Raw genomic sequence first — 22,220 nt, forward strand, 5'->3', positions numbered from 1 at the left:
CTACTCACTCCCCTTGCTGTCGCTGTCACCACGGCTGTCGGACTGCTGCCCTGGTCCTGCCGACCCATCGACGGACACCTGACTTGTCGCGACCGCGACAGCTGATGCACCCTCGCCACCGGAGGCTGGCTGTGATCCGGAAGGTGCACCGACCGACCCGTCGAGTCGCGGTCCCTGAGCGGTAGCAGAATCGCTGGACGCCGAAGTGTCTGCGGAATTGTTGCCATCGCCAACAACCGGTCCGGCATCGTCCTTGCCGCTCGATCCCCCGAAATGATGCGCGCCCCACTGCTGCGCCTGTTCGACACGCTCCTTCACGGCGGACGCTCCCGCCGTACCCTGCTGCAAGGCGTGCACCGCGGTATGGCCCTGGTCACCGGCCCAGTGGATGAATGAATAGGTGGCCATCGGCGCGAACGCCGCCATCGCGAAGAGCAAGATTCCGGTCAGGAAGGTCCCGATGCTCGCGTCGGCATGCTGATCAGCGGCCCCGGTGGCCGACAGCCCCAGAGTGAACACAACGGCCATCGCGATCTTCGAGAACAGCAAAGCGCCGACGACCTCGATCCAGCGCCGCAGCCAATGTCGTGTCGCCGACCACGTCCAGCTCGCCAACGCGATTGGCGCAAACACCACGAACGCGACGAGGGCCACCTCGCGGATCAACATCACGAAGTACAAGGCCGCCGTCGCCAGAATTCCCAGCGCTATGGCGATGGCGAGGAAGCCGCCGAGCGTGCCGACGCTCATCAACGCGGTCACATTCAGCATCCGCTTGAACCCCGCCTGGGTAACCTCATTCCCGAGGATCGCCGCGGACATCTGGTCGACCATTTGTCCGCAAGCCGCGATGATCCCTACAGAGAACGGAACCCCAGCGGTGCCGAGAAGCGCGCCGAGGAGCGCATGGCCCAGCCGGGCGGGCTCGCGTCGGATTGCCGCGGATGCACACTGCAGCACGAAGGCAACGACGAGCAGCGGCAGCGAGATCGTCACCACCAGGTCGAGGTTGTCCTTCCACCACTGCTGGTCGAATGTGGGCGACGTGCTGTCGCTGAAGCTCTGGAATACGTACGTCGTCATCTCGTTCAGGCCCTTGGCCAGCCAGCTTACGAACGAGTCCCACAGCGAGTCGGTGATCGCGTCCTTGCCGGCTGACACAGCGCATTTGCCCGGATTGACCAAGCACTCCATCCAAGACATGAGTCGCCCGCCCGATCAGCCGATGATGATGCCGCTGAAGAACCGGACCAGGCTGTTCGCCGAGCCGATCAAGATGGCTGCGCCCAGCGATGCGAGGACCCCGATCCGGCCCTTGCTCGCGTAGCCGGGGTTGCCGTTGATGTTGCCTAAGGCCCACGCGGCAGCGGAGATGATCAAGGCGACGACGCAGGTCACGAGAGCGAAGGTCACCGTCGCACCCGCCAGGTGGCGCGCCTCGGGAAGGCCGGGCAAGCCGTTGGCGTTGGGGCTGACGCCAGGATCCTGCAGAGGCAACAAACGCCGGACCACTGCACTGCATCTGAACACGGGACTGTCCTTCAGGTAGTTGAGTAGATGGGCGGTGCCCAGCCGAGGTAGGTGGCGCCCCACTTGGATTCGATGAGTCCGAAGTCGACGAGGTACACACCGCCCTCGCCGGGGACTACGTCGTTGATGTCGTTCGAGACGATCCGTCCGTTGCCGACGTACACGGCGACGTGCCCGTACGGGCCGCCCGTCTCCCAGAACACGAGTGCTCCGATGGGTGGCTGGCGATCGTTGCGGTGGGCATTGTTCGTAGTGGCCATCTGGCGCCACTGCTCGGCGGCCGACAAGTACCCGGCACGCGGCCGGCCCCAGATGTTGGCGGCCAGCCGCGCACACAGCTGGTAGTAACCGTGGCCACCGACGAGTTGTAGGGCGCGGGCAACCGCCTGGTCCGCTCCTGCGAGGTGCCCGCCGGTTCCGACAGGCGGCTTGCAGTCGGCAGGCTGAGCGTCCGCCGGCGCCGTGAAGCAGGTGTCGCTTCCGCTGGCGGCGAGGGCCAGCGGCGCGATGAGGCCGACGCCGCTGGCCAGCAACGAGCCTGCCAACACGATCTTGATGATCACGGCGAGACCTGAGCTGTCGCCGACCAGAACCTGCAGGTCGGCGTGCAGATAACTGCGACCGCGGCTTTCCGGTCGAGGAACAAGGTCTGGGTGTCCAGCACTGCGGTCTGTTTGCCGTGGACGACGTACGCGTGCCATCCCTTCGGGGCCTGGCCACGGTTGACCATCGCTGCGAGGTCGGGCGTGATCTCGGCCGTGATCCCGCCGATCGAGGCGCGAGCTTTGCGCTGCTCGAGTTCGTTCCACTCCGCCCAGGTCGGTAGCAGGCTCTTTGCGACCTGCGGTGCGGCGCCGGTTGGTACAGCGAACACGCTGACGGCGTTCTGCCAGTCGACGTAGCTGTGCCGGGTTGTGTCGTAGGTCCAGATCGCCCGGGCATAGGCGATCGCGAACTCCTGCGGATCGGTCGTTGTCGGAGGCCGCCACGCGTCCAGCACCACGGGATCCTCCGACGGAACCACGGTGCCGCCTGCGCTGGTGTTCGGCGTACTCGACCGACGGTCGGGATCCTGCGAGCGCAGGACCAGCGTCAGGGTCAGCGCGACCACTCCCAGCCCGACCAGGAGCGGGATCACAATCTTCGAGCGGGACTTCACGGCACTTCCTCTCTTGGGGATCTGGGTACGGCGAAGCCACCCGTAGGCGGCGGCCGCGATCGGCCGCGGCACGATCCGCAGCGCTGCGAGGACGCGCAGGGAGATGCGGAGCTGCGCGCGGTAGTACCGGATGAGCCAGTGGCGGCGCGGTACTTCGTGGTGGTAATGCGTCATACCGGGCCTCAACGGTTGAGCCCGGGAGACTTTTCGTCAGGCGGCTGTGAGCCACGCGACTTCAGCCGCTCGGCGGTGGCCGAGGCGGCTTGGGCGGCCGAAAAACCGCTGGTCACGCCCGACTGCAGCCCGGATCCACCGCCGTACGGCAGGATCGGCAAACACCTGCCCGGGCGGCTCTCCCAGAGCCAGCCGCGCCAGCGCCGACGGCCGGCCTGCGCCGCCCCGCAGCAGCCATGCCAAGCCTTCCGCCTGACTAGCCGTCGCGCGGGCTCGTCGGAGTCGCAGGATGATCGCCGAGCGGTAGTACGGCGGGCCGTCGGCAGCAGCCCGAATCAGACGGCGACCTACAGTCGCAGGCAGGCCCTCGGTCTCGAGTTCGGAGGCGATCCGCTCGAGGTACGGACCGAGCGACCACCGGTGCGTCACAGCCGAGTCGGGCAGCTGATGCGTGAGCTGGTGTCGCTGGCCACGCAGGACATCCGAGCGAACCGCATCCATAAGTCGCCAGCGAACGAGGTTGGCCAGATAACCCCACGAAACCCCTGCCGACGGCCGGTTGATCGCCAGATCCAGGCAGCGCTCCCAAGCGATCACGCGCGCTAGTTGCTCGGCCTCGTCGCGCCCCAGTGCAGCCCGCAGCCTGCTCGACAATGGCACGACGATGTGGGACTCGATCTCCTCAGCCAGCCGACGCGATGCCTCCGGAGACCATCCCGAGCGAGCCGCCTCCACGATCAGTTCCTCCAGGTCAACGTCCATGCCCCAAATCTGCTGGCCACGGCCCCGAACCAGAACCTGGATTCCGGGATCAAGGACTCCTGGAATAGTCCGGCGGGTCGGCGCCGGCCTCGACGATGTCCGCACTGGTACGGCGTCGAGCACGAGATGTCTGGACGCGACCGGCCGCCGCGAGCACCTCGTTCGACACCACCTGCTCATCGAGATGTACAACCCGCGCAAGGCGGGCGATCTCACCCGCGATACGCGCAGATGGAAGCCGTGCCACCAGCGGAGCCACCGCCCGTACCGCGTTCACCTGGCCGCTGAGGTGGTCCAACACGTTGCTCCACTTCGTGAGCTCGACATCGATCGCGAAATCAGCCAGCGGGCGCGCGGAGTTCAGCACCACGCGCAACTGCCGTGGGTCCGCGGAATACAGCGCAGCCGGGTCCCACTCATCCGGCAGCCGCGCGAAGAGAACTTCGTCGAAGACCTCGGACAACACCTCGAGACTCCGCACCGCTCCCATCTGACCGCCAAGATCGCCATCGAACCCGACGATCGCTGTGCCAGCCGCCGAATGCCGTCGCACGATCGATGCCTGTTCGGGCGTGATCGCGGTACCGCACGACGACGCGCCAACCCACTCGTCGCCACACAAGTCGACCGCGAGGGCGTCCATCGGACCCTCGACGAACACTGGAATGGAGCCCGCGCTGAGCCGATCCTGCTGGCCCTCGAGGCCAACCAGCGCTGAGGCCTTGGAGTAGATCTCGGTCGTGGGTGTGTTCAGATACCTGAGTCGGTTGCCACGAGAACGACCGATGAATCCGACTGTTCGCAGATCGACGTCATGCGCGGCAAACATGATCCGGTCCCGAAACCGGTCAATCAGAAAGCCGGTCCTCGTGACAGACGCCAGCCCAGAGCCGACCAGCACGTCATCGGCGAATCCGCACCGGCGCAGGTGACCGACAAGCCGGGACCAGCCATCGGGCGCGTACCCCACCCAACCAGCTGAGCCGGGCGCCGCGGCAGCACCCAAACCGCGGCCCCGCAGATGCTGCGCCGCCCAACCCTTCGGCCGATCCTGCAGTTGTTGCCTGTAGTAGCCGGCCGCCTCGACATGAACCTCGAACAGCTCAACCTTCACAGCTCCGGCCCACGATCGGGCGGCTCCGGATCATGACTCATATCGGCGGCGGCACGACCACCAGATCGGTGAACCACAGTCACGAACTCCGTGGTCAACAGCTCAAGCAACTGCGCCCGTCCGTCCTCGACCGACACGAACTCCCTCAGACTGCACGGCAACTCGAAGGCGCGAACCCGGTCGAAGTGAAGAGCCAGATCGAGCATGTACCCGGTGCTCAACTTCTGCTCCTGGTCGTTGCCGCTGACAACCACGACCGCGGTGTCACTCATGCTGAACTTGCGCAGCATCCGCGCCTGCGCGGTCGACAACCCTTTGCCACACACGGGAACACCAGCCCACTGGCCGCCAAGCTCGCCCAGTGCGATCGCATCCACCGGATCATCAACAATCACAGGAGAAGCGCCGTCACGCAGCAGGTCCAACTGCTCCTCGATTCCCACCAGGACATTCGACGGTCGGTGGATCGCAGTATCCGGAGTCAGCGAACGGGCCTGCCCGTCCGGCCCGATCCCGATGAACCCCACCGGCAGCAACTTGTCGTTCCGCGCGATGAGCATCAGCTGATCCCGGTAGCGATCCGTCGCGTCTCCATCCGCGGTCCATGTCATCAACCCCGCTCGCACCATCGTCGCGTGGCTGAAGCCCTCCGAGCGCAGGTGATCGACAAGATTCGACCAGGTGTCCGGCGCGTAGCCGATCCTCCAGGTCGAGTCCGTCGACAGCACCCGCTCGGCGCCCATCGCCTTCAGGTAATCCACCGGCCAACCACCCGTTGCCCGAAGCAACTCCCGCCGATAGAACCGCGCGGCAGCAGCATTTGCCTCCAGCAACCGACGCCGCTCCTCCGTCGCGATCGCAAACCCAGGATCATTCACCGAGACCTCCAAAGCCGAAACAATTCCGGCCTCGAAGATCCCGTCCGAACACCCACAATCGAACCCGGATCACAACTTCCAGGAGTCCCTGCAAATCACGACAACTCACAACTGGCGTCATGATCTGCGTCGTCAGAATCTAGGTCGATCCCGTACGACTCCAGCGGCGATCGCCGCCGCCCTCCCACTCCCACAGACCTACGCATCCCAGCCTGATCGGCCGCCCCGTCCCACAGCCCTCCGGCTCGCGCCAACTCCGCGCCGGCTGAGTCGATCGCTTCGTCCACCAGTTGGATCAATCGCGCAACAGACCACCGCAACCGATTGCCCGCGGCCGCGCCGTCGCCAAACTCGTCATAGACATCGAATCGCTGCTCCATGTCCCGACGATCGGGTCAGCACAAGATCTCGGGAACCCGGATCGGGACTTCCAGGAGCGCAGTCGACATCCCTTCGAGCCCAGGCCTAAAACACAGAGGTCGATCAAAGGTCGACGCTAGAGGCCTCGTTAGAGATCGCCAGGTCGAGCTCGTCCAAGAGCACGTGGTTCCACTGAGGTGGTGGCAGAACCCGTGGCACGGTGGCGAAGTTCGCGCCGAACGGTCGGTGCTGTTCGGTGGTTCCGGCGAGGCGACGGCTGGTCTGCGCGGCATCGGCAAAGTGCCCTGCGGCTTCTGCCAGCGCGGAGGTTAGTTGCTCGAAGCACGAGGCTCGCGCGGTCCTCAACCAGGAAGGCTGCGGGTATCGCATCCGCCATACCGAAGGCCGACGGTCGAACTCAGGATCACGCCTCGCGAGCTCGAACTTGGGCACGAACAAGCAACCAGCATGGATGAGGAACCAAACAGACTCTTCGTGATGACTCGCGACCCGATGGCCCGCGTTAGCGATCTCATCAACCACCTCGCGGAGCATCTTGACCGAGTTCGCGTTGCCAGCGATCTCATCAGGTGGCCGGAGCCTGTCCCCTTCACACAGCCAACGTTTCAATGCATCAAGAAGATGAACGAACGCATCCTCGGCTGGCCCGTCGGAACGGCCATTCACGTCGGACAACCGCGTCTGCCAACCCCGCGAGACCTGCGCCTCTGTCGCAGCCGAACGGCGAAGGCTCTCTGCCAACGAGGCCAATTCCTGCGGCTGACAGTCGTCGACCATCTGAAGGACCCGGGTGAGATGGATCAGGTAGCCGGCAACAGTGCGCAGCTGCGCGGTGGTTGACCGCAGATCCCGAGTCAACAAGGACCGCGGCGACGTCGCCTCATGGGCCACCTGCCAGGCCGCCGCCAAGCGGGAAATCCGCGACAGCTCGTCGACCGGTTCTCTCGGCAAGCGCGTCGCCAATCCACCGAGACTACCGATCTCGGACACGCCCGGCTCGCCCAGGGCTTCAAGCTCTCCAAGCACACTGACGACATGCTCGTACAAGAGCCCACTGCCCGCCCTAGACCTCATCCGCCCGGCGGCCAGCGCAGTAATTACCGCCCGAGCTCCTATCCCGGCGATAACTGCGACCTCAGCGCGAGCAGCTTCGACCGCTTCGACGTCATCCATGGCGACCCAGGTGCTCCCGTTCTGCGTCGCCAAAAGATCCGCACCAGCACCCAGCGCTTCCGCGAGCAAGAACAGCGGCCCCTCCCCCCGCTCTCCCAGCCCGCACGCAAAGTCCTCGGTCGACAACTCGACCCCCAGCCACCGCAGATGATGCCGCGTCGCCGACAGCGTCGCCCGCCAACCAGCGACCAAATCCGAGGCATCAACGCAAGCCAAGTTGTACGCCGCTACCGCCCGCCGCCGAGCGAGCGCCAAGAGATCCTTATACGTCGCACGCACCGCACACCATCCGCACGTCAGCGATCGCATCCCGCAGCGCCGCCGCCAACGACAACCGCCAAACGACCCGCTCAACCGGCACCACCAGCTGCTCAACGGCCGTCGCCGCCTCCTCCAGGAGCACAACAGGATCGAGGTCCAGATCCCGGCCGTACAACGCCATCGGCTCCACGGATAACAACTCCACAACCCGGAACCGGCTGAACGCCGTCATCGCCCAGACATTAGGCTCCTCGGCTTCCCGGGCCACGATGACCGCCTCAGCCGTCCGCACCAGATCAGCGATCGGCATCCACCCATCCGAAACCTTCACAGCTACGTCCCTCCTTCACGACCCAATGACCTCCCATCGCGCAGCGCAAAGAGGTCACACGACTCAAGCTCAACGGTCTGAGCCTCCGGAAACCCACGACGCTGGGGTGTGGCCAGTCATTCTTCTCGCGAGGTTCCGCCGTCGCCGGGTACGCACAGGTTCTCGGGTTGGCACCGCGGATGGTCCGGCTCGCAGTACGTCGATACCGGCGCCTCGGCGGGGACTGCGGAGTGGGCCGCAGTCGACCGCCGAGGCGTCCCGGTGCGTTATCGCGCGTCGGCCGGGACGGGAGGCACCGGGTCGTTGGCTGGTGGCTCGGCTCGGCGTACCCGCTTCAGTTGAGACTTCTCTTTGACGCTCTCGACGATGGTGTAGATGGTCGGCACAAGTAGCAGTGTCAGCAGAGTGGAACTGATTAGCCCGCCGATGACCACGATCGCGAGTGGCCGGGAGATGAAGCCGCCTCCTCCGGTGAGACCGAGTGCCATGGGGATGAGGGCGCAGATGGTGGCGGACGCGGTCATCAGGATCGGGCGCAGCCGTCTCCTGCCACCTTCGAGTACGGCGTCGTGCACGCTCATGCCTTGTCGGCGGTACTGATTGATGAGATCCATCAGGACAATCGCGTTCGTAACGACGATGCCGATGAGCATCAGCATGCCGATCAGAGCGGGGACGCCCAGAGCAGTGTCGGTTGCGAGCAGCAACAGGAGTGCGCCGGTTGCCGCGAACGGAATGGAAACCAGCAGGATCAGGGGCTGGGCAAGGCTCCGGAACGTGGCAACCATGATCAAGAAGACGATCGCGATTGCGATCAGGAGAGCGATTCCCAGGTCACCGAACGAGCCCGACTGCTGGGCGCTGACCCCGCCGAGCGAGTAGGTCGCGCCGGCAGGAAGCTTCAGTGTTTCAAGGCGTGACTGCATGTCGCTGGTGACCGCGCCGACATTCTGGCTGGTGGCCGTGGCGTTCACGGTCACCGTGCGGGCGCCGTCGATCCGCTTGATTTGCACAGGACCGTCGACCCGGGTTACCTGGGCCACGGTGCCCAGCCGAACCGGGCCGGCAGGAGTCGGTAGCTGCAGTGCACGGATCTGGTCCAGGTCGGTCGGCGCTGGTGCCCCGTTGAGAACGATGACAGCGCGTTGCTGGCCGTCGACGGTGATCTGGCCTGCTCGGCTGCCTTGGAATGCCTGTGCGACGATTTGGCCGACCATGGCGTCGGTCAGCCCGTAGCGGCTCGCAGCTTCGCGGTTCAGGGTGGCCTGGATGCGTGGTGCGCTCTCGCTGAGGTCGCTGGTCACGTCTGCCGTGCCAGGGACGCTCGCGACCGCCCGGCGTACCTGATCGGCCGCGGCGGCGAGCGTTTGCTGGTCGCCGGCCTGCACGTTCACTTCCAGGCTGCTGGTATTGAACCCCCCGCCTCCGCCACCCGCCCCGACGGTGATCGTGCCGGCATCGGTGATTCCTTTGACACGTTCGCGGACCGCGGACTCCGCCGCGGTGGAGTCGGAGCCGTCTTTCAGCGTGATCGAGAACTCCGCGGTGGTCGCCTCGCCAGAAGCGCCACCGAAGCCGGCGAAGGCGCCACCGGATGATCCGATGGTGACTTGATACGACTCGACATCACTGACGGCGCCGAGCACTGTCTCGACCTTCTTGGCCGCTGCGTCGGTAGCCGACAAGCTGGTACCCGGGGGCAGCTCCTGGTGCACGCTCAGCGTGTTCTGCCCGGAGCTGTCGAGAAAGTTGGTTTCCAGCTTCGGCACCAATCCGAGTGTCCCGAGGAAGATGAGCACGGCCAGTGCAACGGTCAGTTTGCGTCGCCGGGTGACGAACCGCAGAGCTGGGAGATATACGCGTTGCAGGATGCTCCGCTGTTCTTTCTCGACGGCGACGCGATGCTGTTCGTCTGCATCGGCATCCACTGCGGTCGGTTTGAGGAACCAGTAGGCGAGAACGGGGATGACGGTCAGCGCCACGAGCCACGAGGCCAGCAAGGCCACGGCGACAGTGAGCGCGAACGAGGAAAACAGCTGCCCGACCAATCCCCCGACAAGGGCGATGGGCAGGAAGACGGCGACCGTTGTGAGAGTGGAGGCGGTGACTGCGCCTGCCACCTCCCGTACGCCATCGAGCACGGCGCGGTGTTTGTCCTCCCCGTAGCTGAGGTGTCGCTTGATGTTTTCCAGTACCACGATGGAGTCGTCGACGACCCGGCCGATGGCGATGGTCAGCGCACCGAGAGTCAGGATGTTCAGCGACTCGTCGCCCGCCCACAACGCGATCAATGCCACGAGGACCGACAGCGGGATGGATACCGCGGTAACCAGCGTCGAGCGGACCGACATCAAGAAGATCAGGATCACCAGGACCGCGAACGCGAGGCCGAGCAGTCCCTCGGTGGTCAGTCCGTCGACGGACTGCTCGATGAACGGAGCTTGGTCGAACACGACGGTGAGCGCGCCGCCGGCGCCGAGCGCAGTGGTCATCCCGGGCAGCTTGTCCTTGATCGCGTGCGAGACGTCGACAGCGGTTCCATTCGGTGCGAGCGTCACCGATACGCCGAGGCTGTCCTTGCCGTTCGTCCGGGTGATCGAGGTGGCTGGGGCCGGCACCTGCGTCACAGTCGCGACCGCGTCGAGCCGGACGGGGGCGCCCGAAGGCGACGTCAGAAAGAGGCCCTTCAGCTGATCCAGCGAGGTGATCGGACCGCCGACCTGGACGCTCAGAGTCTGGTTGCCGTCGGTGATGGACCCCGCGGGAATCGAGACCCCGTTAGCGCTCAAGGCGGTTGAGATTGCTGACGGCGTGAGACGCGCCGCCGCGAGTTTCGCGGGATCGGGCTTGATGGTGACATTCTCGTCGCGGGCTCCGGTCACGGCTGCGTCGCGCACCCCGTCGATACTCTTGAGCTCCGGCACCACGCTGCTTTCGAGGCGCTGCACAAGCTGACGCTGGTCGCCGTCCGCGCTCGCGGCGAGGATCACCGCCGGCAGTGCGTCGATGCTGCCCACGACGACCTCCGGCTCCACGTCGGCAGGCAACTGGGGGCGGACGCGGTTCAGTCCCTGCTGGATCTCGTTGACCGCGCCGTCGACGTCCGTGCCGTACTCGAACTGGATCTGCACCGAGGCAGACCCTTCGCGCGAAGTCGACGTCATGGTGGACAGCCCGCCGGTGCCCTGGATCACGCCCTCCAGCGGTTTCGTCACCTGTTCTTCAACGAGGTCGGGTGATGCTCCCGGATAGGAGGCGACGACAGTGGCCGCAGGAAACTCCAGGGAGGGAAAGAGCTCCTGTTTGAGGGAGGGGACTGCGATGGCGCCGAACACGATGACCACCAGCGCCGCGAGGGCGACCAGTGATCGGTTGGCGAGGCTCATCCTGGCCAGCCAGGTCATGGGTGACTCCGTGTCAGATAGGTAGCACGACACAAACAGTTTGCATCATGCGAACTATCTCCCCGGAGCCGGGGTGTTAACGTCCCTTGAGGGCCGGTGCGAGAGCATCGTCACGCACGCTCAGACAAGGAGATCGGGTGCAGCAGGACAAGGCGCAGCTGATCGATGAACTGGTCGAGTTCCAGCGCGGTTTCTCCCGGTTCACAGACAGCGGGCGGACACCCCCGGTACTCCGGTTGAACCTGACCATGCAACAGCTGAAGATTCTTTCGCTGCTGAACGCGCAGGACAGCCGCTCCAGCCAGGAACTCACCGCCGCACTCGGGGTGAGCCCGGCGACCACGAGTGGGATCATCGACCGCCTCGTCGCGCAGGGCATGGTGCGTCGGCGCGAAGACCCCGACGATCGGCGCGTCCGCCGGATCGAGCTCTCCGAACAGGGCCGCAAGTTGATGGACGATCTGGTGGAATCGAGCAGTGCCTACTTCCGGCAACTGCTGAGCGGGCTCGAGGTCGAGGAGCTTCGCGCGCTGGGGAAGATCCTGCGGAAGATGAGGCATCTGGCCCAGTCCATGGGTCCATCGACGCCCTGTGTCCAAGACCCCACCGGGAACGCCGCCGACTGAGCGCCCTGATGTGCAGGTCGCGCCGAAGAGGCTTACTCTTTCCGGGGCGACGGGTGCTGTAGGCGCAGCAAGGCGCGGTACATAGCCTGAGGGCTCGGCGCGGGTGGTAAGGCGGCGGCGCCCGGTGCGGCGAAGGCTTGGATCAGGTAGGCGACGAGCCGGCGCCACGCGTCTGGCGCGGCGCCGGTCGTGCAGCTGACCACGCCTGCGTTGGCCATCAGCATCATCACGAGGTCCTCCGGACTGAAGTCCGCGCGCAGCCGTCCGGCCGCTTTCGCGCGGTCTATCAGTTCGACGTAGTCGTGGTAGGCGCGGGCACGGTCGGCCTCGAGTCGTTTCGCCAGCGGGAAGGTCATGGTGAGCACGTTGGCGAACGCGCGGTCTTCGGCCTGCATGGCGCAGACCTGCTCGACGTAGCGGCAGAAACCGACCCACGGGTCAGGCTCGGCCAACGCTTCGGCGGCTGCGTCGGCGTAGCCGGCCATCTTGGCCTCGAAGGCGCCGGCGATCAGGTCGGCGCGGCTGGGAAATCGCCGGTAGAGCGTGGCGACCCCAACACCGGCATGACGCGCGACCTCCTCGATCGGAACATCCAGACCCCGTTCGGCGAACACCTCCCGCGCGGCCACGAGCAGGCGCTGCCGATTGCGTTCGGCGTCGGCACGCAATGCCTTTCCGCAGTCATCGCTCATGGTTCCATCCTAGGCAGGTATGTGGAGGAAGTCCTCCACATACCTGCTACGCTCGAGCTAAATGGACGAAGTCCTCCGTTTCATGTTGAGAGGTGTCGCTATGCGGGCTGTCGTGATCGATGATTTCGGGGCTCTGGCGGCTTTGGCTGACCTGCCGAAGCCGCAGCCGGAGACCGGGGAGGTGCTCGTCCGGGTCAGTGCGTCGTCAATCAACGGGTTTGACGTCGCGGTCGCCGGGAGCATGCTCCAAGGGATGATGGACCACCGTTTCCCGGTCGTGCTCGGCAAGGATTTCGCCGGTGTGGTCGAGGCAGTCGGCGACCAGGCATCGCGGTTCACCGTCGGCGACGAGGTCTTCGGTGTGGTGATGAAGCCTTACCTGGGCGACGGTGGCTTCGGTGAGTACCTCTGCGTTGAGGAGAACAACTGCGTCACCCGGCCGCCCGCGGGTCTGAGCGCGGCAACCGCGGGTGCACTCGGGCTGGCCGCGACGGCGGCGTTCAACGCGGTCGCGGCAGTCGCCCCGACCAAAGGCGAGACCGTGCTCGTTGCCGGGGCGACCGGCGGCGTCGGTGCTTACGCCGTGCAGATGCTGGCCGCGAGTGGTGCAGAGATCATCGCGACCGCCAAGCCGGGCGCCGAGACCGACTTCGTCCGCGATCTCGGCGCGGCACAGACCGTCGACTACACCGGCGACGTGGCCGCGCAGGTACGCCGGCTCGCCCCGGACGGTGTCAATGCCGTCTTGCACTTCGCCGGTGATGGGTCGGGGCTGGTGCCGCTGCTGGCCACCGGTGGCCGACTGGCCTCGACGCTCGGCTTCGGCCCTGACGCTGCGGCCCGCGCCGACATCGCGGTGACCGCGGTGATGGCCAACCCCGACGTCGAGACACTTGACCAGCTCGCTGCCGACACAGTCGCCGGCCGGCTGCGGGTGCCGGTCACCCGCTCCTACTCGCTGGCCGAGGTGCCGCAGGCGCTGACCGATTTCGCCGCCGGCAGCATCGGCAAGCTGGCCGTCACCTTCGACTGACCGTCTGACCCAAAGGAATCAGGTAACAGCATGTCCACCATCGCCATCGTCGGCGCAGGTCCCGGGTTGGGGCTGTCCATCGCCAAAACCTTCGGCCGCAACGGCTTCCAGGTCGCGCTCGTCTCGCGATCCCAGGAGAAGCTCGACCGGCTCACCTCCGAACTGAAGACGCTCGACATCGACGCCGCCGGCTTCGCCGCCGATCTGATGGATCGTCCGTCGCTCGTCGATGCCCTCGGCCGCATCAAGGACCGGTACGGCGACATCGACGTACTGGAGTACTCCCCCGCGCCGCACGACCCCGTCCCCGGTGTCACGATGGTCGACCCGCTGCAGGTCACCGTCGAGAACATGCAGCCACAGATCGACTTCTACCTCCACGGCGCCATCACGGCCGTACAGCAGGTGCTGCCCGCGATGATCGAACGCGGCTCGGGGACCCTGCTGTTCACCACCGGCGCGTCCTCGACTGGCCCGGTGCCGATGATGGGCAACGTCGGCCCCGCAGGCGCGGCCCTGCGGAACTGGGCACTCAACCTGAACCAGGTGCTCGCCGACAAGGGCGTGTACGTCGCTCATGTGCCGCTGTCGGTCTGGATCGGCCGCGGCGGCCCAGAATCCCAGCCGGACACGATCGCCCACCTCTACTGGGACCTCTACACCGAGCGCGACGAAGCCGAACACCTGTACTCAGTGCCCATGGCCACCTGACTCGCCGCGCTTGGCCCGTCGTCAACCGCGCGCCGGGCGGGGCGACGTTCCGAAGACGGCGATGTTCTCGTACAGCCCGGTCAGGTCCAGCGATTCAGCCGGACCCGGCCGGGCGCCGTTCTGTCCGGTCTGGTTGACGAGGCGATGGAGGCCTTCCATCTTCTCGTCGAGTTCGGTGGCCACCTCAGCCGCCTGGGTCAGCTCGGTCTGCAAGTTGGACGGCACCTCACCGCGGTACTTGTAGTAGATCTTGTGTTCCAGGCTGGCCCAGAAGTCCATCGCGATGGTACGGATCTGGATCTCGACCGGGAGCTTGTCGGTGCGCGTCGATCTGAACACCGGGATCGAGACGATGAGGTGGAGGCTGCGGTAACCGTTCGGCTTGGGCTGGGCGATGTAGTCGCGCTCCTCCAGGACCGTGATGTCCTCCTGGCTGACCAGCATGTCCCGGATCTTGGCGATGTCGGAGATGAAGCTGCAGATCACCCGGACGCCGGCGACGTCGAGCACGTTGTCGCGGATGCTGCCCAGATTCATCGCGTAGTTCTTACGCTGCACCTTCTCCAGCACGCTCTCCGGCGACTTCAGCCGCGAGTTGATGTGTTCGATCGGGTTGTACTCGTTCGCATTGTTGAAGTCCTCGCGCAGGATGTTGATCTTGGTGACAATCTCGTCCACCGCGAACTTGTAACCCAGCATGAAATCGGTGAACTGCCCACGCAGAACCCGAATGTCCTCGATGCTGACCGTTGGTGCTAGGCCGGGTAGTTCGCCGCCCGGTGCCTGCGAGCCCTCCCAGGATCTCATCCGCGGCTCACCGGCTCGTCGCCGTTGACTACCGCCAGGGCGACACGCAGTGCAGCGGCGCCCCGGTCGGCGCGGTCGGTCTCGACGACGTCCTCTGTGCCGGCGAGAGGGAACGCGCCGACGTGCAAGGCGAGCAGGGCGACCTGTGCACGGATCTCATCCTCGACGGCGGCATCCGGTTCGATCAGCAGGGCCCTGAGCCGGTGGAATCGCTCTCGCATCCCTGCGCCGGCGGCCAGATCCTTGATCGAGGTCTGGCTCTCCTGAAGAAAGCGGACGAGCCGCGGAGCCTCCTCGAATGTATCGGTCAGCATTTCGCTGTATCGCTCGAGCACCTCGCGCCGCCGCTCAGGCCCGGATGGCTGTGCCTGCCCGCACTCGATGATGCGGTCGACGCCCGCAATCAGCTCGTCGAGCAGGCTCGACAGGATGTCTTCCTTGGTCCGGTAGTGGTAGTAGACGGCGGCCTTCGTGACGCCGAGCCGTTCGGCGATCTCCCGCAAGGACGTCTGGCCGTAGCCACGCTCGGCGAACAACTCCAGCGCCACCGCCCGGATCTGCTGCCGGGTATCGGTACGCCGCTCATCGATGTGACTGACCATGAACCCACCTTACTTGCCAGCTGGCTAGTTGAAGATGCTAGCCTGTCGGCAAGTAAGTTTGCTTCTCGAATCGGTCGGCAGCGTTGGAGCGGGAGACGAGATGGACAAAGTGAGCGATCCAGCGGCGATCGAAGCGCCGCCGGCGAGCGCGCCCAGCAAGCGTGAGATCTACACCGTGATGAGCGGTCTGATGATCGCGATGTTGCTGGCGATGCTGGACAACCTGATCGTCGGTACGGCGATGCCGACGATCGTCGGCGAACTGGGCGGACTGGAGCACCTGTCCTGGGTGGTGACGGCCTACGCACTCACGACCGCCGTGACGACGCCGGTGTGGGCCAAGCTGGGCGATCTCTACGGCCGCAAGGGCGTGTTCATGGCCTCGATCGCCGTGTTCCTGCTGGGTTCGGCGCTGGCCGGCCTCTCACAGAACATGGTGGGACTGATCGGCTTCCGGGGCATTCAGGGAATCGGCGCGGGTGGCCTGATGGTCGGCGCGATGGCGATCATCGGCGATCTGGTGCCGCCTCGGGACCGCGGCCGCTACCAGGGGCTGATGGCCGCGGTGATGCCGCTGGCCTTCATCGGCGGCCCGCTGCTCGGCGGTTTCCTCACCGACAACCTGAGCTGGCGCTGGGCGTTCTACATCAACCTTCCGCTGGGGGCGCTGGCCCTGGTCGTCATCTGGTTCACGATGCACCTGCCGCGGTACCGGCGAGACGCCAAGGTCGACTGGCTGGGCGCAGGTCTGTTGGCCGTCGCGATCGCCGGGCTGACACTGCTGACGACCTGGGGCGGCAGCCAATATGCGTGGGGATCGTGGCAGATCATCGGTCTGGGCGTGCTCGCCGTGGTCGCGACCATCGCGTTCCTTCAGGTCGAGCGTCGCGTGGCCGAACCCATTCTCTCCCTGGGCCTGTTCCGCAGCCGCAACTTCACCGCTGCAACACTGATGACCTTCCTGACCGGGTTCGGGATGTTCGGTGCGGTGACCTATCTGCCGCAGTTCCAGCAATTCGTCCAAGGCGCGTCGGCGACCGGCAGTGGACTGCTCCTGCTGCCGCTGATGGCCGGCATGCTGGTGACCTCGGTGATCGGCGGCCAGTTCGTGTCACGCACCGGTCGCTACAAGGTTCCGATGGTCGTGGGCGCACTGCTGATGGCCGGTGGCCTGGGGCTGCTCTCGACAATGGGGTTGGGCACCACCCGGGTGACGACGTCGGCCTTCATGGTCCTGCTCGGAATCGGCATGGGTCTGATGATGCAGAACACGATGCTCGTGATGCAGAACAGCGTGGCCCAACGTGACCTCGGTGCCGCCAGTGGCGTCAACAACCTCTTCCGCACAATCGGCGGATCGCTCGGAGTCGCACTGCTCGGCGTCCTCTACACCCGCAACGTACAAGACGTGCTCGCCGAGCGACTCGGCGGCGATCAAGGCGCACAACTCACCCACGGCCAACTGACCCCGGCGATGCTCGGCGGCCTACCCGCCAACGTCCGCAACGCCTTCCAGGCAGCGGTCGCCGAAGGCATCACCAGCGCCTACCTCTGGGCCGCAGCCGTCGCCGTACTCGCCGTCGTCGCCGCACTGTTCATCCGCGAGGTCGCCCTCCGAGGCAGCATCACCGCACCGCCGGCGACAGCAGACGACTCGAACGCACAGCCATCAACCGAGCCCGGACGGAGTTGAACAGACGTGACTCTAGAACAGATTCCGATCATGACGATCGACGGCAAGGTGACAAACCTTGCTGAGTACGGCGGGACGGTCAAGCTCATCGTGAACGTGGCGTCACGGTGCGGTCTGGCCCCGCAGTACGAGAAGCTCGAACAGCTCCAGCGGACCTACGGCGACCGGGGATTCACCGTGCTCGGGTTCCCCAGTAACCAGTTCTTGCAGGAACTGCGCACAGAGGCCGCCATCAAGGAGTACTGCTCCACCACCTGGGGCGTGACCTTTCCCATGTTCGAGCGGATCAAGGTCAACGGGAAGTCCCGGCATCCCCTCTATGCCGAGCTGACCAAGACTCCCGACGCCGCCGGCAAAGCCGGGCGGGTGACGTGGAACTTCGAGAAGTTCCTGCTGACCCCACAAGGGCAGGTGCACCGCTTCCGCCCCAAAGTCCAGCCCGACGCACCCGAGATCCTCCAACTGATCGAGGCATCACTCCCGGCGAGCTGACCATTCGGCACCTGCGGTCCACGGTCGGTGCGCCGTGGACCGCAGGGGTGCTCCGATTGGGCTGGTCAGTGGTCGTAGGAGGCGCCATAGCGGATCCAGCTGGTGCCGCTTTGCGGTGCGTGGTTGATGTCGTTGTAGACATCGGTGTAGGACTTGACATCGACGCCGAGGTTGTAGTCGGCGCTGCCCTCCTTGTTGGTCAGCGTGACTGTTCCGTCGAGGTAGTAGAACTCGTTCTGCCAGATCATCGGTGTTCCGGCCGGCAGGGTGTCGTAGCCCGTGGACGGTCTGCCCATCCAGGTCTGGCCGGGTTCGGTCGTCGCGCTGGACGGCACCAGGTCGTCCATTCGATGACCGCCACCGGAGGCGACGTGGATGAGTGTTCCGGTCTGACCGGTCCAGGTCGGCATGACCAATTGACCGACCCGGTTGAAGTAGGCAACTTCCCAGCGGACTTGGAAGTATCCCTTGCCGCTGAGGGTGACCGACTGATTGGAGTAGAACAGCAGCCACTTCCCGCCGATACAGCCTGAGCACGGCGCGGACCAGTTTCCTCCGACTGCTGCGACCGGAGCACCGGCTGGTCGCTCGCGCAGTGCGACGGCGGCTTGTGCTGGTACTGCGAAGAGCCAGGCTGCTACAGCAGCCAGGCAGATGAAGGCGGACAGTCTCCTCATACGTCCGATGGCCATGGTGGTTCACTCCTTAGGAGTTAGGTGTGGTTCGGGGGTTCTTCGTGGCCTCCTAACAACGCTTGGGGTTGCTGGACGGCGAGTGCCGCCCAGGGGCGAAGGGTGCGGCCGTCGGGCCTGAACGTCTTTACTGCTACGACGCAGGTTGGTCGAATTGCAGCAGTTGGACCTCGGCGACGTTGGTGTTGCCACCGTGCTCGTCGAGGACCCGCAGCATCGGCACCGACTCGTGCTTCGGCAGCGTGAAGGTGTACCACTGCTGGTCGCTGGTCACGCCAGAGATAGTCAGGAACGTCTGCCAAGTGGCGCCGCCGTCGGTCGACCCCTGCAGGACCGTCCCGTTGGCCCGGTTCGCGTAGGTGCTGCGGGCGTGGACCCGGACGGCGTCGAACGAGAGTGAGGAGCCATCCGTCGGCACGACCGTCACCCAGCCGTTCGAGGTGGTGGTGTCGGTGGAGGTGGTGATGTCTCCGTCGAACATCCGCCACCCGTTGGCGGCCGTGGTGCCCGTGCCAGGCCACGCCGGAGTGGACGCGTCGACCCATGCCTGGGAGATGCCGGCGACCTTCACATGGGTGTTCCACAGCTGCAACGAGGATCCGTCGGTGGTCTGGAAGACCGTCGCGCCGATCCGGCCGTCGGTGGTCGTGTATTCGGCCGTGAACTGCAGGGCGCGGCCGTAGTCCACGTTCTCCGGCAGCACCGCCGTGGCGTGCCAGTGTTCGTTGTCGGTGTTGGTGACCGTCGCGGAGACACCCTCGATGCTGGCGTTCAGCGTGGCCAGCGGTTGCGTGGACGCCAGGTCGAGCGCCACTGTGTCACCGTTCACGGCCTGGCCGGCGACAGGGTTGTTCGATGAGAGGTGCACCGACGAGACGGCCTGGACCGTCTCGGCCCGGGTTCCGTGGATGCGAAATTCGCTGAAGGACGAGAGTCCTGGATACGCGGGGTCGTTCGGCACCCCTGGATCGTCGACCTGCACCTTGAAGAACCGGAACGACTGACCCTGCACCTCGGACCGGACCGGGATGGTCTCGATGGCGAAGTTCGAGGAAGTCGTGTCCGTCGTCTCCCGTGAGGTGAGCAGCGTCCACGTCTGGCCGTCGTTGGAGCCATAAACATTGGCGCCTTGGGAGCGGTTCGGGAAGTTGTAGCGGGCCTGGAGGCCGAAGGCCGTGGCCGAGACCCGGTAGCCGATGCCGAAGTCGATGGAGAAGGGTGCTCTGAGGTCTCCGGAGGTGGTGTTGTAGTCGCCATCGACCATGCTAGAGAGGCTGAGCGGGCTGAGGCTGGAGGTCACCAGGGACGGGTAGGCCAGACTGCCGTCGTCTGCCAGCACGGGGTTGAGAAGTTGCAGTGCGCGGATGGAAGCCTGAAGGGTGGCCAGTGAGGCGATGAAATCCGCGTCGCTCGCGGTGGGGATGGAGGCTTCCACCTGGTCAGCCACCTTGGTGAATGCTGCCAATGACGCAGTTGTGTACGTCTGCTTGCTGTCGTATCCGGTCAGCGCCTGCTGGTAGGCGCCCTGCCGGTCGCGCTCGGCGTGGACGGTGACTTCGAGTACCGTGTCGATGGTGCCATCGTCGGCGACGACGACGAACCGGTGGGTTCCGGACTGCTTCTTGGTCGGTGTCCAGGTGAAGGCACCGGTGGCCGGGTCGAGTTGTGCCCCGGCGGGCAGTCCCTCGGCGGTATAGCTGACGGTGTCCGCAGTGTTGGCGTCGGTTGCCGCGAAGGATGCGGTCAAGGGTTCATTGGCGACGCCGATGACGTCTGCGGTTTGCCCCTGCGGGAAGGCCGGCGGCGTGAATTGCTGGCCCACGGACGTGTTGACGTAGTCGACGTCGGCCGTCGCGCCCTTGGGGCCGGTCACCGTGTAGTACCCGATGTTGTCGCCCATGCGGTTTGGTTGCACGGCAGCGTTCGAGACGTCGTAGGTGACGTAGCGCCAGGCGCCGTGGGTGTTGGGCAGCGTCATGGTGTGGAAGGCCTGCGTGTGCTGGTCCTTGGCCACCGCCAGCCGTACGGACGAGGCATTCGTGCGGATCATCAGTCCGACCGGGCTGTACTTGGACTGGTCGGCATAGGCCAGGTCGTGCACGACGAGAGTGGTGCCCTTGGCGGAGGCGTGCATCTCGGCGTACGTCCTGCCTCCAGAGGTCCTCATGACCGTGCCGGACCCGAGGGTCACGCCACGTTGCTCGACCTGCACGTTGCCGTCTGCCGCGGTGGGAGGCGCCTGCCCTGCAAGCTGGTGCGGGAAGGACAGCCAGTACTCAGGTCCCGTGTCGACGGTGCTCCAGAAATTGTTCAGCGTCGTGCCCGTGTAGAACAGCGGGCCGGGCGCCTGTTCATGGGCCTTCGCCAGATATGGCGCCTCGGCCTCGACGTTCACGTGCTCGACGTACTTGTAGGTGTTGTAGATCTCGTTGATTTCGGTCAGGTAGAACATCCGGCCGCGGTAGGCCGGTGAGATGGCTCCCGGGCCTCCGCTGGTGTCGATCCAGGGCGTGTCATAACCGAGCATGTACTTCGCGAACGCGTTGGCGCCGGCCAGCAGCCGGTTGTCGCGGAAGCGGTACGGGTCGACCGCATTGGCCGCAGTGGACACCGTGCCGTGAACGGGATCCACTTTCGTGCCCTGCATGCTCACGATCCGGGCGAGCCCGGCCAGGCAGTCGACGTCGCCGCCGGAATGCGCCTGATCCCGGCCCATCTCCTGGTGCTGGACGAAGGAGTACCCGTACGGATTGAGGGGGTCGTTCTTCGAGATGAGCGGGAAGATCGCCGCGAGCGCGCCGTTCTGCTCCGGCTTGGTGGTGGTCGCGTTCACGGTGAACCACTCGACGCCCTCGTTGTACCGTGCGCGGTTGTCGGTGAAGATGTAGCCGGCCAGAGCACCGATCAGCGGATACGTGTGCTGGTTGTAGTAGTTGGTGTTCTTGTAGAGGAACACCTTGGTCATCGGGTCGATGAGATTCGTGGTGAGTTTGGCGGTGTCGGAGTCGTGCCAAGCGAGGTCGTAGTCGGTGTACCCGGCGTCGTAGCTGGTGTAGCGGAGGAGCTCGGCAGCCGACAGTAGCCGGTAGAGCGGGACACCGGAGTGGATCTGGGCGTCCGCGTAGTACGCGTACCGGGCCGGATCCATGTTGCTCCAGATCCGGATGATCTTCATCGCGTTGGCGCGGTAGATATTGTCGCCGGTCATGACGTAGTCAATGGCCTGGGCGTACGCACCCGCCGAGTCCGCAATGAGCTTCGACTCCGTCCCCTGCGACGTGAAGGACGGGTCCGACGGCTGGTCCAGCATCGGACTGGCGTTCCGCGACACCAGCGTCCTCGACGCGTACGCCGACGCGTTCATCGCGTCGAAGGAGCTCTTCCACGGTTCGACCCCTGCCCGCACCTCCTTCCTGGCGTTCACGAGATTGGCTGCCGTGACGCCGATCCCGGGGTGGATGAAGCCCGCGCTGCTGGTCGTGCCGTTGATGGCGACAAGTGTGTCGGTCATCAGCCCGCTGTCGCCACCTGGAGACGTTGCGGCGGAATCGGAGGCCTCGGCGGACGCGTTCGGCAGGGTGAGGAACGGGACGAGCATGGCTAGCAGGGCGGTGACAACTCCAGCCACCCTGCTTCTGTTTGGAGGCATGACTGTGCATCTCCTTGCGGTAGTGAGGCTTGGACAGCGGGTACGGCGCGTCAGTC

20 protein-coding genes are annotated in these 22,220 nt (G+C 65.4%); 5 read left to right on the plus strand and 15 right to left on the minus strand.

Going from position 1 to position 22,220, the window contains the following annotated elements:
• The 10 genes from ACQPYH_RS28755 to ACQPYH_RS28800 form a co-directional block, all read right to left on the minus strand.
• Entirely contained in the window at positions 1–999 is a 999-nt protein-coding gene (locus ACQPYH_RS28755; protein ID WP_432877455.1) for a type IV secretion system protein, read from the minus strand.
• A 219-nt stretch (positions 1,000–1,218) separates the two neighbouring features.
• On the minus strand, positions 1,219–1,530 hold the full coding sequence (locus ACQPYH_RS28760; RefSeq protein WP_432877457.1) for a DUF6112 family protein: 312 nt from the start codon (positions 1,528–1,530) through the stop codon (positions 1,219–1,221).
• 11 nt (positions 1,531–1,541) lie between these two features.
• Positions 1,542–2,093, minus strand: coding sequence for a CHAP domain-containing protein (locus tag ACQPYH_RS28765; protein WP_432877460.1), 552 nt, complete (start codon positions 2,091–2,093; stop codon positions 1,542–1,544).
• A complete protein-coding gene (locus ACQPYH_RS28770; protein WP_432877462.1) occupies positions 2,090–2,863 on the minus strand; it encodes a hypothetical protein in 774 nt (257 codons plus the stop codon). The genes ACQPYH_RS28765 and ACQPYH_RS28770 overlap by 4 nt, the downstream gene beginning before the upstream one ends.
• 36 nt (positions 2,864–2,899) lie before the next feature.
• Entirely contained in the window at positions 2,900–3,625 is a 726-nt protein-coding gene (locus ACQPYH_RS28775; RefSeq protein ID WP_432877464.1) for a hypothetical protein, read from the minus strand.
• Positions 3,626–3,674: 49 nt separating this feature from the next.
• Entirely contained in the window at positions 3,675–4,739 is a 1,065-nt protein-coding gene (locus tag ACQPYH_RS28780) for a toprim domain-containing protein (protein ID WP_432877466.1), read from the minus strand.
• Positions 4,736–5,617, minus strand: coding sequence for a hypothetical protein (locus tag ACQPYH_RS28785; RefSeq protein ID WP_432877468.1), 882 nt, complete (start codon positions 5,615–5,617; stop codon positions 4,736–4,738). Before ACQPYH_RS28785 ends, ACQPYH_RS28780 begins: the two co-directional genes overlap by 4 nt.
• Before the next feature lie 483 nt (positions 5,618–6,100).
• Positions 6,101–7,450 carry a hypothetical protein gene (locus ACQPYH_RS28790; protein WP_432877470.1) on the minus strand — a complete coding sequence of 450 codons (1,350 nt, stop codon included), beginning with the start codon at positions 7,448–7,450 and terminating at the stop codon, positions 6,101–6,103.
• The gene (locus tag ACQPYH_RS28795) at positions 7,434–7,763 is read right to left on the minus strand and encodes a hypothetical protein (protein WP_432877473.1); all 330 of its coding nucleotides are present in this window, start codon (positions 7,761–7,763) and stop codon (positions 7,434–7,436) included. The genes ACQPYH_RS28790 and ACQPYH_RS28795 overlap by 17 nt, the downstream gene beginning before the upstream one ends.
• Before the next feature lie 266 nt (positions 7,764–8,029).
• On the minus strand, positions 8,030–11,167 hold the full coding sequence (locus tag ACQPYH_RS28800; protein WP_432877476.1) for an efflux RND transporter permease subunit: 3,138 nt from the start codon (positions 11,165–11,167) through the stop codon (positions 8,030–8,032).
• A gap of 137 nt (positions 11,168–11,304) precedes the next feature.
• Between ACQPYH_RS28800 and ACQPYH_RS28805 the strand changes: the two genes are divergently transcribed.
• Positions 11,305–11,793: a MarR family winged helix-turn-helix transcriptional regulator gene (locus ACQPYH_RS28805; RefSeq protein ID WP_432877479.1), complete on the plus strand. Its 489-nt coding sequence runs from the start codon at positions 11,305–11,307 to the stop codon at positions 11,791–11,793.
• 32 nt (positions 11,794–11,825) lie between these two features.
• On the opposite strand, the gene ACQPYH_RS28810 is transcribed toward ACQPYH_RS28805, so the two are convergent.
• Positions 11,826–12,485, minus strand: a complete 660-nt coding sequence (locus tag ACQPYH_RS28810) for a TetR/AcrR family transcriptional regulator (protein ID WP_432877482.1) — start codon at positions 12,483–12,485, stop codon at positions 11,826–11,828.
• A gap of 100 nt (positions 12,486–12,585) precedes the next feature.
• On the opposite strand from ACQPYH_RS28810, the gene ACQPYH_RS28815 reads away from it, so the two are divergent.
• Both ACQPYH_RS28815 and ACQPYH_RS28820 read left to right on the plus strand, forming a co-directional pair.
• Positions 12,586–13,518, plus strand: coding sequence for an NADP-dependent oxidoreductase (locus ACQPYH_RS28815; RefSeq protein ID WP_432877484.1), 933 nt, complete (start codon positions 12,586–12,588; stop codon positions 13,516–13,518).
• A 30-nt stretch (positions 13,519–13,548) separates the two neighbouring features.
• Positions 13,549–14,229: an SDR family NAD(P)-dependent oxidoreductase gene (locus tag ACQPYH_RS28820; RefSeq protein WP_432877486.1), complete on the plus strand. Its 681-nt coding sequence runs from the start codon at positions 13,549–13,551 to the stop codon at positions 14,227–14,229.
• Positions 14,230–14,250: 21 nt separating this feature from the next.
• On the opposite strand, the gene ACQPYH_RS28825 is transcribed toward ACQPYH_RS28820, so the two are convergent.
• Both ACQPYH_RS28825 and ACQPYH_RS28830 read right to left on the minus strand, forming a co-directional pair.
• Positions 14,251–15,036 (minus strand): GTP pyrophosphokinase, encoded by a 786-nt coding sequence (locus ACQPYH_RS28825; protein ID WP_432877489.1) that lies wholly within the window; start codon positions 15,034–15,036, stop codon positions 14,251–14,253.
• The gene (locus ACQPYH_RS28830; protein ID WP_432877491.1) at positions 15,033–15,638 is read right to left on the minus strand and encodes a TetR/AcrR family transcriptional regulator; all 606 of its coding nucleotides are present in this window, start codon (positions 15,636–15,638) and stop codon (positions 15,033–15,035) included. Before ACQPYH_RS28830 ends, ACQPYH_RS28825 begins: the two co-directional genes overlap by 4 nt.
• A gap of 100 nt (positions 15,639–15,738) precedes the next feature.
• Between ACQPYH_RS28830 and ACQPYH_RS28835 the strand changes: the two genes are divergently transcribed.
• Together ACQPYH_RS28835 and ACQPYH_RS28840 are read left to right on the plus strand one after the other, a co-directional pair.
• Positions 15,739–17,331 (plus strand): MDR family MFS transporter, encoded by a 1,593-nt coding sequence (locus ACQPYH_RS28835; protein ID WP_432877493.1) that lies wholly within the window; start codon positions 15,739–15,741, stop codon positions 17,329–17,331.
• 30 nt (positions 17,332–17,361) lie between these two features.
• Complete coding sequence (locus tag ACQPYH_RS28840; protein WP_432877496.1) at positions 17,362–17,823, plus strand: glutathione peroxidase; 462 nt, start codon at positions 17,362–17,364, stop codon at positions 17,821–17,823.
• Between the two features lie 65 nt (positions 17,824–17,888).
• On the opposite strand, the gene ACQPYH_RS28845 is transcribed toward ACQPYH_RS28840, so the two are convergent.
• Both ACQPYH_RS28845 and ACQPYH_RS28850 read right to left on the minus strand, forming a co-directional pair.
• On the minus strand, positions 17,889–18,515 hold the full coding sequence (locus ACQPYH_RS28845) for a hypothetical protein (protein ID WP_432877498.1): 627 nt from the start codon (positions 18,513–18,515) through the stop codon (positions 17,889–17,891).
• 133 nt (positions 18,516–18,648) lie between these two features.
• The gene (locus ACQPYH_RS28850) at positions 18,649–22,164 is read right to left on the minus strand and encodes a putative Ig domain-containing protein (RefSeq protein WP_432877500.1); all 3,516 of its coding nucleotides are present in this window, start codon (positions 22,162–22,164) and stop codon (positions 18,649–18,651) included.
• Positions 22,165–22,220 lie beyond the last annotated feature (56 nt).

Origin of the sequence: Kribbella sp. CA-245084 (genome assembly GCF_050942355.1) — a bacterium.
Classification (GTDB): Bacteria; Actinomycetota; Actinomycetes; order Propionibacteriales; family Kribbellaceae; genus Kribbella.

Coding starts and splice junctions, on each gene's coding strand:
- ACQPYH_RS28770 (WP_432877462.1), bottom strand. CDS start 2,863: ATGACGCATTACCACCACGAAGTACCGCGCCGCCACTGGCTCATCCGG.
- ACQPYH_RS28775 (WP_432877464.1), bottom strand. CDS start 3,625: ATGGACGTTGACCTGGAGGAACTGATCGTGGAGGCGGCTCGCTCGGGA.
- ACQPYH_RS28800 (WP_432877476.1), bottom strand. CDS start 11,167: ATGACCTGGCTGGCCAGGATGAGCCTCGCCAACCGATCACTGGTCGCC.
- ACQPYH_RS28810 (WP_432877482.1), bottom strand. CDS start 12,485: ATGAGCGATGACTGCGGAAAGGCATTGCGTGCCGACGCCGAACGCAAT.
- ACQPYH_RS28815 (WP_432877484.1), top strand. CDS start 12,586: ATGCGGGCTGTCGTGATCGATGATTTCGGGGCTCTGGCGGCTTTGGCT.
- ACQPYH_RS28820 (WP_432877486.1), top strand. CDS start 13,549: ATGTCCACCATCGCCATCGTCGGCGCAGGTCCCGGGTTGGGGCTGTCC.
- ACQPYH_RS28825 (WP_432877489.1), bottom strand. CDS start 15,036: ATGAGATCCTGGGAGGGCTCGCAGGCACCGGGCGGCGAACTACCCGGC.
- ACQPYH_RS28830 (WP_432877491.1), bottom strand. CDS start 15,638: ATGGTCAGTCACATCGATGAGCGGCGTACCGATACCCGGCAGCAGATC.
- ACQPYH_RS28835 (WP_432877493.1), top strand. CDS start 15,739: ATGGACAAAGTGAGCGATCCAGCGGCGATCGAAGCGCCGCCGGCGAGC.
- ACQPYH_RS28840 (WP_432877496.1), top strand. CDS start 17,362: ATGACGATCGACGGCAAGGTGACAAACCTTGCTGAGTACGGCGGGACG.
- ACQPYH_RS28845 (WP_432877498.1), bottom strand. CDS start 18,515: ATGGCCATCGGACGTATGAGGAGACTGTCCGCCTTCATCTGCCTGGCT.
- ACQPYH_RS28850 (WP_432877500.1), bottom strand. CDS start 22,164: ATGCCTCCAAACAGAAGCAGGGTGGCTGGAGTTGTCACCGCCCTGCTA.